13 protein-coding genes are annotated in these 16,890 nt (G+C 67.3%); 10 read left to right on the top strand and 3 right to left on the bottom strand.

The annotated features are described in order from the left end of the window. Positions 1–6 precede the first annotated feature (6 nt). Both hemL and thiD read right to left on the bottom strand, forming a co-directional pair. The gene (gene hemL, locus HPA01S_RS03605) at positions 7–1,311 is read right to left on the bottom strand and encodes a glutamate-1-semialdehyde 2,1-aminomutase (protein WP_066266804.1); all 1,305 of its coding nucleotides are present in this window, start codon (positions 1,309–1,311) and stop codon (positions 7–9) included. Positions 1,312–1,425: 114 nt separating this feature from the next. After that, positions 1,426–2,373, bottom strand: a complete 948-nt coding sequence (gene thiD, locus HPA01S_RS03600) for a bifunctional hydroxymethylpyrimidine kinase/phosphomethylpyrimidine kinase (protein WP_066266802.1) — start codon at positions 2,371–2,373, stop codon at positions 1,426–1,428. A gap of 157 nt (positions 2,374–2,530) precedes the next feature. Here thiD and HPA01S_RS03595 point away from each other — a divergent pair, with 157 nt between their 5' ends. The 6 genes from HPA01S_RS03595 to HPA01S_RS03570 all read left to right on the top strand — a co-directional run bounded on the left by HPA01S_RS03595 (position 2,531) and on the right by HPA01S_RS03570 (position 12,650). After that, entirely contained in the window at positions 2,531–2,704 is a 174-nt protein-coding gene (locus tag HPA01S_RS03595) for a rubredoxin (RefSeq protein ID WP_066266800.1), read from the top strand. Positions 2,705–2,803: 99 nt separating this feature from the next. Continuing rightward, positions 2,804–3,199, top strand: a complete 396-nt coding sequence (locus HPA01S_RS03590) for a response regulator (protein ID WP_066266798.1) — start codon at positions 2,804–2,806, stop codon at positions 3,197–3,199. Beyond that, positions 3,199–3,564: a response regulator gene (locus HPA01S_RS03585; RefSeq protein WP_066266796.1), complete on the top strand. Its 366-nt coding sequence runs from the start codon at positions 3,199–3,201 to the stop codon at positions 3,562–3,564. Before HPA01S_RS03590 ends, HPA01S_RS03585 begins: the two co-directional genes overlap by 1 nt. Before the next feature lie 33 nt (positions 3,565–3,597). Continuing rightward, positions 3,598–4,149, top strand: a complete 552-nt coding sequence (locus HPA01S_RS03580) for a chemotaxis protein CheW (protein WP_066266794.1) — start codon at positions 3,598–3,600, stop codon at positions 4,147–4,149. Positions 4,150–4,211: 62 nt separating this feature from the next. Further along, complete coding sequence (locus HPA01S_RS03575; RefSeq protein WP_066266792.1) at positions 4,212–6,464, top strand: methyl-accepting chemotaxis protein; 2,253 nt, start codon at positions 4,212–4,214, stop codon at positions 6,462–6,464. 36 nt (positions 6,465–6,500) lie between these two features. Next, positions 6,501–12,650: a hybrid sensor histidine kinase/response regulator gene (locus HPA01S_RS03570; protein WP_066266789.1), complete on the top strand. Its 6,150-nt coding sequence runs from the start codon at positions 6,501–6,503 to the stop codon at positions 12,648–12,650. A 36-nt stretch (positions 12,651–12,686) separates the two neighbouring features. On the opposite strand, the gene HPA01S_RS03565 is transcribed toward HPA01S_RS03570, so the two are convergent. Further along, on the bottom strand, positions 12,687–14,216 hold the full coding sequence (locus HPA01S_RS03565) for a cryptochrome/photolyase family protein (protein WP_066266787.1): 1,530 nt from the start codon (positions 14,214–14,216) through the stop codon (positions 12,687–12,689). A 65-nt stretch (positions 14,217–14,281) separates the two neighbouring features. Between HPA01S_RS03565 and HPA01S_RS03560 the strand changes: the two genes are divergently transcribed. From HPA01S_RS03560 to HPA01S_RS03545, 4 genes are read left to right on the top strand one after another with little or no spacing between them, the layout of a single operon-like run. After that, entirely contained in the window at positions 14,282–14,872 is a 591-nt protein-coding gene (locus tag HPA01S_RS03560) for a YqgE/AlgH family protein (RefSeq protein WP_066266786.1), read from the top strand. Beyond that, positions 14,869–15,297, top strand: coding sequence for a Holliday junction resolvase RuvX (ruvX, locus tag HPA01S_RS03555; protein WP_066266784.1), 429 nt, complete (start codon positions 14,869–14,871; stop codon positions 15,295–15,297). Before HPA01S_RS03560 ends, ruvX begins: the two co-directional genes overlap by 4 nt. Then, positions 15,294–15,833 carry a bifunctional pyr operon transcriptional regulator/uracil phosphoribosyltransferase PyrR gene (gene pyrR, locus HPA01S_RS03550; protein ID WP_066266782.1) on the top strand — a complete coding sequence of 180 codons (540 nt, stop codon included), beginning with the start codon at positions 15,294–15,296 and terminating at the stop codon, positions 15,831–15,833. The genes ruvX and pyrR overlap by 4 nt, the downstream gene beginning before the upstream one ends. Continuing rightward, positions 15,830–16,792 (top strand): aspartate carbamoyltransferase catalytic subunit, encoded by a 963-nt coding sequence (locus HPA01S_RS03545; RefSeq protein WP_066267256.1) that lies wholly within the window; start codon positions 15,830–15,832, stop codon positions 16,790–16,792. Before pyrR ends, HPA01S_RS03545 begins: the two co-directional genes overlap by 4 nt. The last annotated feature ends 98 nt before the right edge of the window (positions 16,793–16,890 follow it).

Below are 16,890 nucleotides of genomic sequence, written 5' to 3'. Positions count from 1 at the left end.
GCGCGTTCAGCGGCCGAGTTGTTTGAACACCTCACGCGCCGCCGCCACCGTGTCCGCAACGTCCTGCTCGGTGTGCGCCGCGCTCACGAAGCCGGCTTCGTACAGGGCCGGCGCGATGTACACGCCACGGTCCAGCAGGCCGTGGAACAGGGTGTTGAAGCGCGGGCCGTCGGTGGTCATCACCTTGGCGTAGTTCTGCGGCAGTTCGTCGAACAGGAAGAAGCCGAACATGCCGCCTTCGCTGTCGCCGCTCAGCGCCACGCCTTCAGCCGCCGCAGCGCCCTTGAGGCCCTCGACCAGCGAGCGCGTGCGCGCGCCGAGCTGTTCGTAGAAGCCGGGCTTGCGGATCTCTTTCAGAGTTGCCAGGCCGCAGGCCGTGGCCACCGGGTTGCCCGACAGCGTGCCGGCCTGGTACACGCCGCCCAGCGGCGCGAGCTGTTCCATCACCGCGCGCTTGGCGCCGAAGGCCGCCAGCGGCATGCCGCCACCGATCACCTTGCCCATCACCGTCATGTCGGGCTCGAAACCGGGAATGAGCTTGGCGTAGACGCTCTGCGCGCCACCGAGCGCGACGCGGAAACCCGTCATCACCTCGTCGAACGCGAGCAGGGCACCGTGCTGCGTGCACAGCTCACGGCAGCGCTTCATGAAGGGCACGCTGGCGCGCACGAAGTTCATGTTGCCCGCGATCGGCTCGATGATCAGGCAGGCGACGTCGGCACCGTGCTCGGTGAAGGCGGCTTCCAGCTGCTCGATGTTGTTGTACTCGAGCACGAGGGTGTGCTGCACCACCTCGGGTGGCACGCCCGAGCTGGTCGGGTTGCCGAAGGTGGCCAGGCCAGAGCCGGCTTTCACCAGCAACGCATCGGCGTGGCCGTGGTAGCAGCCTTCGAACTTGATGATCTTCTTGCGGCCGGTCGCACCACGCGCGAGCCGGATCGTGCTCATGCCGGCCTCGGTGCCCGAACTCACCAGGCGCACCATGTCGATGCTGGGCATCAGCTCGACGATGGCCTCTGCCAGTTCCACCTCGCGCTCGGTCGGCGCGCCGTAGGAGAAACCTTCCAGCACCGCCTGCTGCACCGCCTCGACCACCGCGGGGTGGCCATGGCCGAGGATCATCGGTCCCCAGGAGCCGATGTAGTCGATGTAGCGCTGGCCGTTGGCGTCCCAGAAATACGCACCTTGCGCGCGCTGCACGAAACGCGGCGTGCCGCCGACGGCGCGGAACGCGCGCACGGGGGAGTTCACGCCACCGGGTATGAGGGCCTTGGCGCGGTCGAAGAGTTGCTGGTTGCGGTCGGTGGTCATGGTCCTGTTGGAAACGTCAGAGAGGAGTGGCCTGTCAAGGCACAGCGCGGAACCGGCTTGGCCGGGCCGCAGCTGTTGCCCCGCGCCATGCGCGAGCGACAGGGGCGGGTTGCTTCAATGCCGCGTGGTGTCGAGCGGGAAATCGTCCACGTCCAGCGTGCTCTCGGTGCCGCTGCCCGGTGCGGCTTCATCCTCGTCGTCGCTGCCGTCGTCATCGTGGGCCCAGAACAGGCGGTCCGGCACGGCATGGCCCATGCCGGGCTGGAAGCCGGCGTCCAGGCACTGGTCGAGGTAGGTGAGCGCTTCGGCACAGGCCGATTGCAGGTCGTTGCCGCCCGCGATCAACGCACACAGCGCGGCCGACAGCGTGTCGCCGGCGCCGGTGAAGGTGGCTTCGAAACGTTCGTAACGCGCCGTGGCCAGCACCGATTCGGGCGTGGCGAGGTGGCTTTCCAGGTACTGGTCGGCGGCATTGAAGCCGGTCACCAGGGTGTAGGGCACACCGTGCACCGCGGCCGCACGCGCCACCTCGCGCGCCGTTGGCGGCCGGTCGCTTTCCCACTCGGGCAACAGCCAGCGGCACAAGGTGCTGTGGTTGCCCACCAGCACGGTGGTCTGCGGCAGCAGCAGTTCGGCGCAGGCGTCGAGGTAGGTCTCGATCGCGAGCTCGTCCCACCACGACAGGTCCGGCATGTAGGTGATCACCGGCACTTCGTTGTAGTCGGAGGTGATCTCGGCGACCGCGCTCAGGTTCTCCGGGCTGCCCACGAAGCCGACCTTGAAGGCCTGCACCGGCATGTCTTCCAGCGCGCAGCGCGCCTGGTCGGCCACCGCTTCTTCATCGAAGGCGATGTGGTCGTGGATGTCCGAGGTGTCGCGCACATAGGCGCCGGTGACCACAGACAGCACATGCGCCGACGCGCTCGACATGGCGGTGATGTCCGCGCTCAGTCCGCCCGCGCCGCTGGGGTCGTTGGCGTTGAACGTCATGACACAGGGAAGGGAGTTTTCGCCCGGGCCCTCCACCACGGTGGAGACTGGGACTTCGGGTGTATCGGGCATGGGGATTTGTGCGGAGGGGATGGTGCTGTGATGCCCGAGCCGTGAGGCATGTTGCGCAGGGCGCCGGACAGGAGCGACAGCCGGTGTGAATGGCTCGCGGAGCGGTGTAGGTCGCTCGATACAATCGTTGTATTCTAAGACATGCCCCCTATAAACCATGACCGAAACCAAGACGTGGATGTGCCTGATTTGTGGCTGGATTTACGATGAAGCCGAAGGCGCTCCCGAACATGGTGTGGCCGCCGGCACGCCCTGGGCCGAAGTGCCAATGAACTGGACCTGCCCCGAATGCGGAGCCCGCAAGGAAGATTTTGAAATGGTTCAGATCTGAAGCCTGAGGGCTGACGCCCGGCTTCGTGGCCAAGCCCTCACGCGGGGCCTCGCCAACTGTCCTCTGACTGTTCTCTTACCACTCTGGAGCCAGTGAAACGTGAGCACAACGCCCGCCCTCAAAGTCCTGGTGGTTGACGACAGCAACACCATCCGGCGCAGCGCCGAGATTTTTCTCAAGCAGGGCGGGCATGAAGTCCTGCTGGCCGACGACGGCTTCGATGCCCTCGCCAAGATCCATGACTACCAGCCCGACCTGGTGTTCTGCGACATCCTCATGCCGCGCCTGGACGGTTACCAGACCTGCGCCATCATCAAGCGCAACCAGCGCTTCGCCAATATCCCGGTGGTGATGCTGTCCTCCAAGGATGGCGTTTTCGACAAGGCCCGTGGCCGCATGGTGGGCTGCCAGGACTATCTCACCAAGCCCTTTACCAAAGACCAGTTGCTGCACGCGGTGCAGCAGTTCGGCGCCAACCTCACCGGAGCACTGTGATGCCCATTCGGAAAATTCTCGTGGTCGACGATTCGAAAACCGAACTCATGGTCCTGTCGGATTTGTTGGGTAAAAATGGCTACACAGTGACCACCGCCGAGAATGCGGACGAGGCCTTTCGTCGTCTAACCGAGGAAAAGCCCGACCTGATCCTCATGGACGTTGTGATGCCCGGTCAGAATGGCTTCCAGCTCACGCGAGCCATCACGCGTGACCCCCAATTCTCGAGCATTCCAATCGTCATGTGCACAAGCAAAAGCCTGGAGACCGACCGCGTATGGGGCATGCGCCAGGGTGCACGTGACTACGTCACCAAACCGGTGGACGCCGAAGAGCTGCTGTCGAAAATCCGGGCGCTGGGTTGAGCGCCCGCGCCCACTGAATTCGCAGCAACCAGCATGGCCAAGCGTCAATCCCTCAAGGAGCTTCAGGAGCGATTGGCGCAGCGACTGACAGCCGCCAAGACCGAGGCGGTCACCGCCACCTGGCTGGCCGTCGAGGCCAGCGGCCAGCGTTACCTGTTGCCGCTGGTGCAGTCCGGCGAAATCTTTCCCTGGTCCCCGCTGCAACGTGTGCCCTACACCAAACCCTGGTACGCCGGGGTGGCCAGCCTGCGCGGCGGTCTGCATGGGGTGATCGATCTTGCGCGCCTGGTGGACGAAGCCGTCAGCCGCCCCGATGCCAGCCCGGCGCTGCCCGCCAGCGAGCGGGTCTCGTCCGAAGCCCGTCTGGTCAGCCTGCACACCGCATTGGGCGTCAATGCGGTGATCTGGATCGACCGCCTGCTCGGCTTGCGCAACCCCGCCATGTTTTCCGCCGTCGGGTCCAACCCCGAAGGCGCTCCCGCGTACTTCATCCGGTCCCTGGTGGACCTGCAGGGCCAGTCCTGGCAAGAGCTGGATCTGCAGGTTCTGGTGGCCGAACCCGAGTTTCTGGCGATCGCGGCCTGAAGGCTCTCCCGCGGACCCTGGGTCCATTCGTCATCATTCTGTTTCAGTGAGAAGGTGTTTACATGGCCATGCTTGATCGATTCCAGGGTATGTTCAAGAAGCAAGCCGGTGACGAGCCCGACCTTGCCAACACCACCGACCAGGAGTTCGCCGAACTCGCTGCGGCCCGTCTTGCACCCAGCCCGGGTGGCGGCGCTTATGCGGGTGCAGCCATGGTCGACGAGGAGGGCGGCAGTGCCGACCGCACCGGCCTGGTGACCCTGCCTCTGCTGGGCCGCAAACTCGCCGAGCAGCACCAGCGCACGCTGGCCGTGTTGCTGGCCGTGGGCCTGGTGGTGCTGGGTGGTGTCACCCTCTACACCCTGAACCAGGCCGAAAAGGTCGGCCAGCAAGTGGCCGCCAGCGGGCAGTCACTGATGCAGTCGCAGCGTCTGGCCAAGAGCGTTTCGCAGGCCCTGATCGGCAGTCCGGCCGCGTTCCCCGAGGTGCGCGACAGCTCGACCGTGATGGCGCGCAACTTCCGCGGCCTCAAGGGCGGCGACAGCGATCTGTCCCTGTCCGCCCTGGGCCCTGTCTACGAGGCCCAGCTGGAAGCGCTCACGCCCAAGATCGATCTGGCCGAACGCAACGCCGCAGCGGTGATGGCGCAGGAAGCCATCCTGACCCAGGTCGGCAACGCCTTGCGCACCGTCAACCGCCAGTCGTCCGACCTGCTGGAGATCGCCGAAACGGTGTCGTCGCTCAAGCTGCAGCAGAACGCGCCCGCCGCCGAAATCTCCGCCGCCGGCCAGCTGGTGATGTTGACCCAGCGCATCGGCAAGTCCGCCAACGAATTCCTGACCATGGAAGGCGTGAGCCCGGAAGCCGTGTTCCTGCTCGGCAAGGACTTGAACACCTTCAAGGAAATCGCCGAAGGCCTGCTCAGTGGCAGCGATGAGCTGCGCCTGGCGCCGGCCCGCGACGCCCAGGTGCGCGAGCGCCTGGACGCCCTGCTCAAGCTGTACGAAGCCACGCGCGTCGAAGCCGGCGCCATCCTCGGCAACCTGCAGGGCCTGGTGTCGGCGCGTGAAGCGCAAGCCAGCATCATTGCCGACAGCGAGCCGCTGCGCCTGGGGCTGGAGCAACTGCAAGGCGAACTGTCCTCGCGCTCCGGCGTGGGTGGTGGTGCGCTGCTGGCCCTGGCACTGGCTGCCCTGTTCTCGCTGCTGTGCGCCGGTGGTCTGGCCTATGTGCAGCTCCAGGACAGCCGCCAGCGTCAGCTCACGGCCGAAGCGCAACGCCTCTCGGCCGAGTCGCAGGAGCAGGACGCCAAGCGCGTCAACGACGCCAACCAGGCCGCCATTCTGCGGCTGATGAACGAACTGCAGACGGTGGCCGAAGGCGATCTGACGCAGGAAGCCACGGTGACCGAAGACATCACCGGCGCCATCGCCGACTCGGTGAACTACACGGTGGAAGAACTGCGCTCGCTGGTGGGCAACGTGCAGGCCACGGCGACGCGCGTGGCGCAAACCACCTCGGCGGTGGAAAGCACGTCCACCGAGCTGCTGGCCGCTTCCACGGAACAGCTGCGCGAAATCCGCGAAACCGGCCAGTCGGTGCTGGACATGGCGCAGCGCATCAACCAGGTGTCGGGCCAGGCACAGGAATCGGCCACGGTGGCGCGCGCTTCGCTGCAAGCGGCCGAGTCCGGCCTGCAGGCGGTGCAAGACACCATCGGCGGCATGAACGCCATTCGCGACCAGATCCAGGAAACCTCCAAGCGCATCAAGCGCCTGGGCGAGTCGTCGCAGGAGATCGGTGAAATCACCGAACTGATTTCGGACATTACCGAACAGACCAACGTGCTGGCACTCAACGCCGCCATCCAGGCCGCGTCCGCCGGTGAAGCCGGCCGCGGCTTCTCGGTGGTGGCGGAAGAAGTGCAGCGGCTGGCCGAACGTTCGGCCGACGCCACGCGCCAGATCTCGGCGCTGGTGAAAGCGATTCAGACCGACACGCAGGATGCGGTGGCCGCCATGGAGCGCTCCACCCAGGGTGTGGTCGAAGGGGCCAAGCTGTCCGACAACGCCGGTACCGCACTGAGCGAAATCGACCGCGTGTCGCGCCGACTGGCCGAGCTGATCGAGCAGATTTCCGCTGCCGCCTCCCGCGAAGCCGACTCGGCCAACGAGGTGGCCGACAACATCCAGCACATCTTCGCGGTGACCGAGCAGACCGGTGAAGGCACACGTTCCACGGCGCAGCAGGTGCGTGAACTCTCGGCCATGGCCGAGGAGCTGCGCCAGTCGGTGGCACGGTTCAAGATCGCTTGAACCCGTTCCGTGCCTGTCTAACCTCATTGGAAGAACATGCTCGACATCGCCAACGAAGCAGACAGCCCTCACGCGGACACAGCGGTTGCCGACCTCGGCCCGCTGGCGTGGGTCTTTGAAGAGCTGCGCAAATCGCTCGACGGGGCCAACAAGGCCATCAAACGTTTTGTGCGCGAGACCGAACAGTCGCGCAACAACGACCTGGAAGCGGTCGACCCGGTGTCGCTGCGGCTCGCCCGCCAGCAGCTGCACCAGGCGGTCGGCGCGCTGGAGATGGTCGGCCTGAGCTGCCCGGCCCAGGTGTTGCTGGCCATGGAGGCTGCGGTGCAGCGCTTCGTGCAACGCCCGGCCACCTGCACCGAAGCCGCCGCCGCCAAGGTCGAGCGCGCCAGCTTCGCGCTGATCGAATACCTCGAAGCGGTGCTCAACAACAAGAGCGTGCAGCCCGTGGCCCTGTTCGCGCAGTACCGCGACGTGCAGGAACTCGCGGCCGCCGAACGTGTGCACCCGGCAGACCTCTGGCCCTTTGAGCACCGAGGCGTGGAAATCGGTGCGCCCGAGAAAGCCACACCGCTGGAAGCCAATGCCGCCATCCGGTCTTTGTTCGACCGCCTGGTGTTGCTGGTGGTCAAGACCCAGAGCACCGCCGCGGCCCAGCAACTGGCCAAACTCAGTGCCGGTCTGTCGGCCGGTGCCAACGAGGTGCGCGCCCGCACCTTCTGGCGCGTGTCCGCCGCGTTCTTCGAGGCCCAGGCGCAGCGCCTGCTGGCTCCCGACGTTTACGTGAAGCGCGCCACCTCGCGCATCCTGCTGCAGTTCGTGCACATCCTGCAGGGCAAGCGCCAGGTCTCCGAGACCTTGCTGCACGACCTGCTGTTCTTCTGCGCCCAGCCCGCTGCGGTGCCGGCGGCCAGCGCCCCGCACCTCGCGGCGGTGCGCCAGCGTTTTGAACTCGACAACCTGCCATCGGTGGACTACCACCAGGCCACGCTGGGCCGTTACGACCCGGCGGTGCTGGCACAGGCGCGCAAGCGCATCCACACGGCCAAGGAAGTCTGGTCGCTGTTCTCGGGTGGCGACACCAGCCGGGCGCGCCAGGTGGCCGACCAGTTCAGCCTGATCGGCGACTCCCTGCTCAAGCTGCACCCGGCCAGCACCGTGCTGGCCCAGGCCCTGGTGAAAGCGGCTGACCATGCGCTGAACGAAGGCAGCAGCGTGCGCCCCGAACTCGCGATGGAGGTGGCCACCACCACGCTCTACCTTGAAGCCGCTTTTGAAGACTTCGACCCCAGCGCTCCGGAACTGACCGAACGCACCCAGGCCCTGGCCTCGCGCCTGGAAAACGTGTTGGCCGGCCAGCCCGCGCAGCCGCTGGACGCCTGGATGGAGCAGCTCTACCGCCGCGTGAGCGACCGCCAGACCATGGGCAGCGTGGTGGGTGAACTCAAGGTCTCGCTCGGCGAGGTGGAGAAGTCGCTCGACCAGTTCTTCCGCAACCCGGCCGAAAAGGCCGGCCTGCACGTGGCCGTGTCCCACCTCGGCCAGATGCGTGGTGTGCTCTCGGTGCTGGGCTTGCCGCAGGCGGTGCACACCGTGGGGCGCATGCGCGCCACGGTGGACCAGATCCTGGACACCGAGGTGGACGAAGAGCTGGCGCGCGAAGCCGGCACCTTCCAGCAACTGGGCAACAACCTCAGTGCGATGAGTTTCCTGGTCGACATGCTCAACTACCAGCCCGGGCTGGCCAAGAAGCTGTTCGTATTCGACGAAAACAAGGGCGAGCTGCAGCCGCTCATGGGCCGCACCATCGGCGCCAGCACCCTGTACGCCCCGGCGCGCGAAGAAGCCGAAGCCATCAGCCACGGCGTGCAGCGCGTGGTGGATGGCGTGCAGGGCGGGCTCAGCTTGGTCGATCTCAGCGAACAGCTGGGCAGCCTGGCCGACCAGGCGTCGCTGGCCGAACAATCGGGCGTGGCGCGTGCCGCGCGCGACGCCGCCGAAGCGGTGGTCAACCACAACCCCAGCGCTGGTGCACAGGCGCTGGTGGAACTGAGCGAGTCTTCCGGCCCGATGCCGCTGGAAGAGCCGGAGGCCACGCGCAACGGAGACAACGAAGAAGACGACCTGCTGGACATCTTCCTGGAGGAGGCCCGCGAAGTGGTCGACAACGGCCTGGAAGCGGTCTCGCACCTGCAGGTGCAGCCGGCCGATCTGGAACACCTCACCACGCTGCGCCGTGCCTTCCACACCCTCAAGGGCAGCTCGCGCATGGTCGGCCTCGACGAGTTCGGGGAAGCCGCCTGGGCGATGGAGCAGTTGATCAACACCGTGCTGGCCGAACAGCGTCCGGCCAGTCCGCCGCTGCTGACCCTGGCCGGCGAGGCCATGAACGAGTTCGGCCGCTGGGTGCGTGACATCTCGGCGCGCAACGCCGACGCCTGGCGCGCCCAGCCCTTCCGCAGCAGTGCCGAAGCCCTGCGCGACCAGGGGCAGTACCTGCCGCTGGCCCAGCCCGCGGTGACACCGCCGCCGGCCGGTCTGTGGGCCGAGGATGTGTTCGAACCCCAGGTGGCCGAGGCCGCCCCGGTGGTGGAGGCGGTGGCCGCCCCGAACTTCGACCTCAACCTCGATGCCGTGATGGACGTGGCGCCGGCGGACAGCGCAACGCCGGCATCTGCCGACGACGGCAAGGTCGCGCAGACCGTGGCTCTGGTGCCCGAACTGCCTGAAGTACCCGAGGTGCCTGAGGCGTTGCCCGAAGTGCTGGAGGTGCCGGCGTCCGCACTGGACACTCCCGCCGGTGCGGCAGCGCTGGACGCGGCTCCCTTGCTGGCCGACATCGACTTCGGCAGCCTGGCCGCGTTCTCGTCTGCGGCGCAGGCGGAGCCCGAGCCCGCTGCGCCAGCGCCCGAACCCGTTGCGGCCGATGCCGTGGAGGCCCTGGAGCCGGCACCGCTGTTGGACGACGCGGCAGCCGACATCGAATGGCTGTCCGAGCCGGTGTCCGAATCGGTGCCCGAGCCGGTTCAAGTGGCAGACACGACAGACGCACTCGCCGAAACCTTTGACATCCCGTCCGCCGAAGCGGCCGAGGCCGTGACGGCATCCGAACCCGAAAGCCCGGTGGCCGAGGAGGTCAACGATCCGCTGCCCGCAGCGGCGTCCGTCGAAGCCATCGAACCGCCCGCCACGCCAAGCGCATTCGAAACCGAAGCGTCGATTCCCGACGAGCAGACGCGTGTCATCGGCTCCCTGCGCATCGGCATCAAGCTCTACAACGTCTACCTGAACGAAGCGGACGAGTGGTCGCGCCGTCTCAGCACGGTGCTGGCCGAGTGGGCACTGGAGCGCCATGAAGCGGTGCCCGAACAGGCCGAGGCGCTGGCGCATTCGCTGGCCGGCAGTTCGGCCACGGTGGGCTTCCAGTCTCTGTCGAACATCGCGCGCGCGCTGGAACACGCCATCGGCTCGGTCGGTCTGCACCAGCAGGCCGGCACGCCGGCGCTGGCCGAACACGCAAGCCTGTTTGTGGACGCGGCCGACGACATCCGCCGCCTGCTGCACCAGTTCGCGGCCGGCTTCCTGAAGGAGCCCCAGGCCGAGCTGTTGGCCGCGCTGTACCGCGTGGTGCACGACCCACGGCCCGAGCCCTCGCAGACCGATGAGGCCGCGGAAGCCGAGCCGGTGGCCGATGCCGCGCCCGTGTTGCCCCTGACCGGTTTTGAAGCACCCGGTCTGGAGCAAGGCACGGCGTTCACCGCGCCGCACACCGACCATCGCCGTCCCCACGGCGCCGTGCAGGACATCGACGACGACATCGACGCGGTGGACACGATCGACGTGGACCTGTTCCCGATCTTTGTCGAAGAAGCGCAGGAGCTGATGCCGAAACTCGATGGCGCCCTGCGCCAGTGGGTGGCACGGCCCGACAACGGCAGCGCGCGCGCCGAAGTGCTGCGCAACCTGCACACGCTCAAAGGCAGTGCGCGCCTGGCCGGTGCACTGCGCCTGGGTGAAATGGCGCACCGCATGGAGACCACGGCCGAGCGCCTGGGCTCCGATGTGCAGCGCAGCGCCGACATCGAGCCGCTGCAAGGCGCCTTCGACGCCATCAGCGCACGTTTTGAACTGCTGCGCCACGCCGACCAGCAAACCGCCGAAGCGGTGCAGGTCGTGCAGACCGCGCCCGAACAACTGCCGGTGGCCGAGGTGGTGGCACCCGAGCCCGTCGAAGCCCCGGCAACGGTCGTGGCCGAAGCAGGTACCGGCCTCAGCGGCCTGTCGCTGCCGCAGGCACCGGCCGCGCTGCACACCCGTGCGGGTGCTGCCGTGCGTGTGCGTCCCGAGCTGCTGGACCGCCTGGTCAACCAGACCGGCGAGGTGATGATCACCCGCTCGCGCATGGAGTCCGAGCTGGTGACCCTGCGTGGTTCCCTCAAGGATCTCACCGGCAACCTGGACCGCCTGCGTGGTCAGCTGCGCGACATCGAGCTGCAGGCCGAAACGCAGATGCAGTCGCGCCTGGCCCAGGCGCGTGATGCCGACCAGTCGTTCGACCCGCTGGAGTTCGACCGCTTCACCCGCGTGCAGGAACTCACCCGCATGATGGCCGAGTCGGTCAACGACGTGGCCACCGTGCAGCGCAACCTGCAGCGCGCGGTGGAAGCCACCGAAGACAGCCTGGTCGCCCAGGCGCGCCAGACGCGTGAACTGCAGCGCGACCTGCTGCGCACGCGCATGGTGGAATTCGAAGGCATTTCCGAGCGCCTGTACCGCGTGGTGCGGCAGGCGTCCAAGGAAACCGGCAAGCAGGTGCGGCTGGACATCACCGGCGGCAACATCGAAATGGACCGCGGCGTGCTCGACCGCATGACCGGCGCGTTTGAACACCTGTTGCGCAACAGCGTGGTGCACGGCATCGAAGCCCCCGAGCGGCGCCAGCAGGCCGGCAAGGTGGCCGAAGGCCAGATCGAAATCGTGCTCGGCCACGAACTGAACGACGTTTCGCTGGTCTTCACCGACGACGGCGCCGGCCTCGACCTCGCGCGCCTGCGCGAAAAAGGCCTGGCCCAGGGCCTGATTGCGCCCGGCACGCAGTTGAGCGACGAAGAGGCCGCCCATCTGGTGTTTGAGCCCGGCATCAGCACCGCCAGCGAAGTGTCCGAACTCGCCGGCCGTGGCATCGGCATGGACGTGGTGCGCAACGACGTGATCGCCCTCGGCGGCCGTATCGAGACCGCCACGCAGGCCGGTCGTGGCAGCAGCTTCAAGCTGGTGTTGCCGCTGACCACCGCCGTCACCCAGGTGGTGATGCTGCGCGCCGGTTCGCTCACGCTGGGCGTGCCGTCCAACCTGGTCGAGGTGGTGCGCCGCCTGAGCAGCGACGACCTGAGCAAGGCCTACGCCAGTGGGCACCTCAACGTGGCCGGCGAAGAGGTGCCGTTCTACTGGTCCGGTGCGCTGCTGCAATCGTCGCCGCATTCGACCGAGCTGCAGGGCCGTACCCAGCCGGTGGTGATCTTCCGCAGCGCGGCCCAGCGGGTCGCCATGCACGTGGACGAAGTGCTGGGCAACCAGGAAGTGGTGGTCAAGAACCTGGGCTCGCAGCTCTCGCGCCTGCCCGGTCTGGCCGGCATGTCGGTGCTGGCCTCCGGCGCCGTCGCCCTGATCTACAACCCGGTGGCCCTGGCCACGGTGTATGGCGCGCAGGTGCCGGAGTGGGTGGCCGGCCAGCAGCGCCTGGCGCCGCAGGCCACCCACTCGCACGATGCCGCGCTCGCGCCCACTGGCGCGATGGAGGTCAACGCCGTGCCGTTGGTGCTGGTGGTGGACGACTCCATCACCGTGCGCCGCGTCACGCAGCGCCTGCTGCAGCGCGAAGGCTACCGCGTGACGCTGGCCGCTGACGGCCTGCAGGCGCTGGAGAAGCTGCAGCTGGAGCGGCCCACCGTGGTGCTGTCGGACATCGAGATGCCGCGCATGGACGGTTTCGACCTCGTGCGCAACATCCGCAGCGACGTGCGCCTGTCCGATCTGCCGGTGATCATGATCACCTCACGCATCGCGGAAAAACACCGCGAGCACGCGCGTGAACTGGGCGTGGACCACTACCTTGGCAAGCCGTACTCCGAAGACGAGCTGCTGGCCCTGATCGGTCACTACGCCAAGGCGGCGGCCGAAGCCTGAGCCTGCCGGCGGCTAGGCCGCCGTTTGCCGCATCGATCAGGCGCCTCCGGGCGCCTTGGTCTTTCTGGTGCTTGCGCGCGGGGCGTCGATCTTGTTGGGCTGTTTCACCACCGCATAACGCAGCAGCGTGCGTTCGCGCGCCTCGGCGTGGTCCACGATCGGCTGCGGATAGTTCTCGCCCAGCACCACGCCGGCCGCGGCCAGCTCGATCTCGTTGGCTTTCCAGGGCGCGTGGATCACCGCGTCGGGCAGGCCGGCGAGCTGCGGCAGGTAGCGGCGGATGAACTTGCCCTGCGGGTCGAACTTCTCGCTCTGCGTCACCGGGTTGAAGATGCGGAACCAGGGCTGGGCGTCGCAGCCGCTGGAGCTCGCCCACTGCCAGCCGCCGTTGTTGGCCGCCAGGTCGAAGTCGATCAGGTGCTCGGCGAAATAACGCTCGCCCCACTGCCAGTGGATGCCCAGGTCTTTCACCAGGAAACTCGCCACCACCATGCGCAGGCGGTTGTGCATGTAGCCGGTCTGGTTGATCTGCGCCATCGCCGCGTCCACCAGCGGGTAACCCGTGCGCCCTTCGCACCAGGCCGCGAACTGGGCCTTGGCGTGTTTGTTGTGCTCGAACTTGATGGCGTCGTACTCGGCCTTGAAGGCCTTCTCCACCACATGCGGAAAGTTGGCCAGCACCTGGTGGTAGAAGTCGCGCCAGACCAGTTCGGACAGCCAGGTGCTCGCACCGGTGATGCCCTGCAGGTGCATCTGGTAGGCCACCGAGGCCAGGGTGCGGATCGAGATGGTGCCGAAGCGCAGGTGCGCGCTGAGGTAACTCGGGCCCTTCACGGCCGGGAAGTTGCGCGCCTCGTCGTAGCGGTCGATGCGCTCGACGAAGTCCTCGAACAGCTGGTGCGCGCCGCTGGTGCCGGTGGGCATGGGGAGTTGCGCCAGGTTGCTGGGCTCAAACCCGATCTCGGCCAGGCTCGGCACCGGCCGGGCGAGTTCGGCCGGCACGGTGGCCAGGGTGGCGGCGTAGCGGCCCACCGGGTAGGTCTTGAGGTGGAAGGGCGTGAGCGCCTTCAGCCAGGCGTTTTTGTAGGGCGTGAACACACCGAAGGCCTGGCCGGCCTGGGTCAGCACCTCGCGCCGCTCGAAGATCACGTGGTCCTTGTGGCTGTGCAGCAGGATGCCGGCGTGCGCCAGGTCACCGAACACCCTGGCGTCGCGCGCCAGCGCTGCCGGTTCGTCGTCGTGGTTGGCAAACACCGCTTGCACACCCAGCCGCTGCGCCAGCGCCGGCAGCGCCTGCAAGGCCGGCGCATGCAGCACGATCAGGCCGGCACCGGCCTTGCCATGCTCTTCGCCCAGCGTGCGCAGCCGCGCGTCCAGCTCCACCAGCGATTCGCGGATGAACGCCACCCGCCGGTCCTGGCGCGGCAGCGGGTCCAGGATCTCGGTGTCGAACACGAACACGCACCAGACCTGGCGGCATGCCTTGAGCGCGTGGTACAGCGCCGCGTTGTCTTCTGCACGCAGATCGCGGCGGAACCACATCAGACCTTTGTCGTAGCTGTTCATGGGCCAGAGCGGGGGTTGCCCCTGCCTCCCGGAGAGCGGCAGAGTCGGCGGCTTAAAATCGCGCCATGTCCGCTGATTCTGCCTCCATCAACCTGACCAATCATTTCCTGATTGCGATGCCCGGCCTCAGCGACGAGCTTTTTGGCCGCAGCGTCGTTTTCATGTGCGAACACAGCGAACGCGGCGCGCTCGGCCTGGTGATCAACAAACCGAGCGACATCCTGCTGCCGCGCCTGTTCGAGAAAGTCGACCTGCCCATGGGCCGCGACGACCTGAACGAGCTGCCTGTGTTCCAGGGCGGCCCGGTGCAGACCGAACGTGGCTTCGTGCTGCACGACGCCATCGTCGGCGAAGAGGGCGAGTCGGTCTACGCCTCCACCCTGTCGATCCCGGGCGGCCTGGAGATGACCACCTCCAAGGACGTGCTCGAAGCCATGGCCGCCGGCGCCGGCCCGCGCCGTGTGTTCGTGTCGCTGGGGTATGCCTCCTGGGGCGAGGGTCAGCTCGAATCCGAGATCACCGAAAACAGCTGGCTCACGGTGGAAGCCGACCCGAGTGTGATCTTCGACGCACCGGTGGCCGAGCGTTACGAACGCGCCATGGCCCTGCTCGGCCTGCAACCGTGGATGTTGTCGCCAGACGCAGGCCACGCATGACCGTGAACACGCCTGCGCCCACGACCCATGAAGTCCCGGCGCATTGCCAGTTGTTCCTGGCGTTCGACTTCGGCCTGAAGCGCACCGGCGTGGCCAGTGGCAACCGCCTCACGCGCAGCGCCACGCCGCAGGCCACCATCGCCGCCGAAGGCGACGCACGGTTTGTGCAGATCGCCGCACGCCTGAAAGAATGGCAACCCGACGCCCTGGTGGTCGGTGTGCCTTACCACCCCGACGGTGCACCCCACGAGAACACCGCGCGCGCGCTGAAGTTCGCACGCCAGCTGCGCGGGCGCCACGGCCTGCCGGTGTTCGAGGTCGACGAGCGTTACAGCACCACCGAGGCGCACAGCCTGGGTGCCAAGGACGCCGACGCCGCATCGGCCTGCATCATCCTGGAACAGTTTTTGAGGAGCCTGCCTTGACGTCGCCGCCGCCCACTTCTTCTTCGCCTGCCACCCCGCCCGACGCCGAGGCGCTGTACGCCGCGCTGCTGCCGGCGGTGCGGCAACTGCTGGCGGATTCACCGCACCCGCTCGCGCTGGCCGGCATCACCTCGGGTGGCGCCTGGCTGGCCGAGCGCCTGCAGCGTGACCTGGGCCTGCCCGGCAACGCCGGCGTGATCTCCTCCAGCCTGCACCGAGACGACTTCGCCCAGCGCGGCCTGGCCGCCAGCGCGCAGACCGTGCTGCCGTTCGAGATCAACGGCGCCCACGTGCTGCTGGTGGACGACGTGCTCTACACCGGCCGCACACTGCGCGCCGTCATCAACGAACTGTTCGACTACGGCCGCCCGGCCAGCGTGCAGCTGGCGGTGCTGGTGGACCGTGGCGGGCGCGAACTGCCGATCGAAGCCAACCTGTGCGCCGCCCGGCTCGAGCTGCCCGCGGGCAGCTCGCTGGAACTCGCGCGCGACGACAGCGGGCGCCTGAGCTTCGTGCTGGAAACCAAGGAAGCCTGACCGTGCGACGCAACCCCCAGCTCAACAAGAACGGTGAACTGATTCACCTGCTGTCCACCGAAGGACTCTCGCGCGAGATCCTCACGCAGATCCTGGACACCGCCGCCAACTTCGTCAGCGTGAGCGACCGCGAGGTGAAGAAGGTGCCGCTGCTGCGTGGCAAGAGCGTGTTCAACCTGTTCTTCGAGAACAGCACGCGCACCCGCACCACCTTCGAGATCGCGGCCAAGCGCTTGAGCGCCGACGTGATCAACCTCGACATCGCGCGCAGCTCCACCGCCAAGGGCGAGTCGCTGCTCGACACCATCGCCAACCTGAGCGCGATGGCCGCGGACATCTTCGTCGTGCGCCATTCCGAGTCGGGTGCGCCCTACCTGATCTCGCAGCACGTGGCACCGCATGTGCACGTGGTCAACGCCGGCGACGGGCGCCATGCGCACCCGACGCAGGGCCTGCTCGACATGTACACCATCCGCCACTACAAGAAGGACTTCACCCAGCTGTCGGTGGCCATCGTCGGCGACGTGGTGCATTCGCGCGTGGCGCGCTCCGACATCCACGCACTCACCACGCTCGGCTGCCCCGACGTGCGCGTGGTCGGCCCGCGCACCCTGGTGCCGGGGGATCTCTCGCACATGGGCGTGCGCGTGTGTCACACGCTGGAAGAGGGCATCAAGGACTGCGACGTGGTGATCACGCTGCGGCTGCAGAACGAGCGCATGAGCGGCGCGCTGCTGCCGTCGAGCCAGGAGTACTACAAGAGCTTCGGCCTCACGCCTGAGCGCCTGCGCTGGGCCAAGCCCGACGCGATCGTGATGCACCCGGGCCCGATCAACCGCGGTGTGGAAATCGACTCGGCCGTGGTGGACGGGCCGCAGAGCGTGATCCTGCCGCAGGTGACCTACGGCATTGCGGTGCGCATGGCGGTGATGGGCATCGTGGCGGGGAACGAGGCTTGATCTTCTTGAGCACTCCTCGCCTTTGCTCCTTCTCTTTGGGAGGGGATGGGGAGAGGGCTCTTTTGCGTTTGCCGTGGTGTTTCTTCTTTCGTGGCGTG

Origin of the sequence: Hydrogenophaga palleronii NBRC 102513, from assembly GCF_001571225.1 — a bacterium.
Lineage (GTDB): Bacteria > Pseudomonadota > Gammaproteobacteria > Burkholderiales > Burkholderiaceae_C > Hydrogenophaga > Hydrogenophaga palleronii.
Note: the sequence above shows the minus strand (reverse complement) of the source record. Positions and strands in the feature narration are given on the sequence as shown.

Bases quoted from the DNA above. Each gene is read 5' to 3' on its own strand.
- HPA01S_RS03595 (WP_066266800.1), top strand. From the start codon at position 2,531: ATGACCGAAACCAAGACGTGGATGTGCCTGATTTGTGGCTGGATTTAC.
- HPA01S_RS03575 (WP_066266792.1), top strand. From the start codon at position 4,212: ATGGCCATGCTTGATCGATTCCAGGGTATGTTCAAGAAGCAAGCCGGT.
- HPA01S_RS03585 (WP_066266796.1), top strand. From the start codon at position 3,199: ATGCCCATTCGGAAAATTCTCGTGGTCGACGATTCGAAAACCGAACTC.
- HPA01S_RS03580 (WP_066266794.1), top strand. From the start codon at position 3,598: ATGGCCAAGCGTCAATCCCTCAAGGAGCTTCAGGAGCGATTGGCGCAG.
- HPA01S_RS03570 (WP_066266789.1), top strand. From the start codon at position 6,501: ATGCTCGACATCGCCAACGAAGCAGACAGCCCTCACGCGGACACAGCG.
- HPA01S_RS03565 (WP_066266787.1), bottom strand. From the start codon at position 14,216: ATGAACAGCTACGACAAAGGTCTGATGTGGTTCCGCCGCGATCTGCGT.
- ruvX (WP_066266784.1), top strand. From the start codon at position 14,869: ATGACCGTGAACACGCCTGCGCCCACGACCCATGAAGTCCCGGCGCAT.
- hemL (WP_066266804.1), bottom strand. From the start codon at position 1,311: ATGACCACCGACCGCAACCAGCAACTCTTCGACCGCGCCAAGGCCCTC.
- thiD (WP_066266802.1), bottom strand. From the start codon at position 2,373: ATGCCCGATACACCCGAAGTCCCAGTCTCCACCGTGGTGGAGGGCCCG.
- HPA01S_RS03560 (WP_066266786.1), top strand. From the start codon at position 14,282: ATGTCCGCTGATTCTGCCTCCATCAACCTGACCAATCATTTCCTGATT.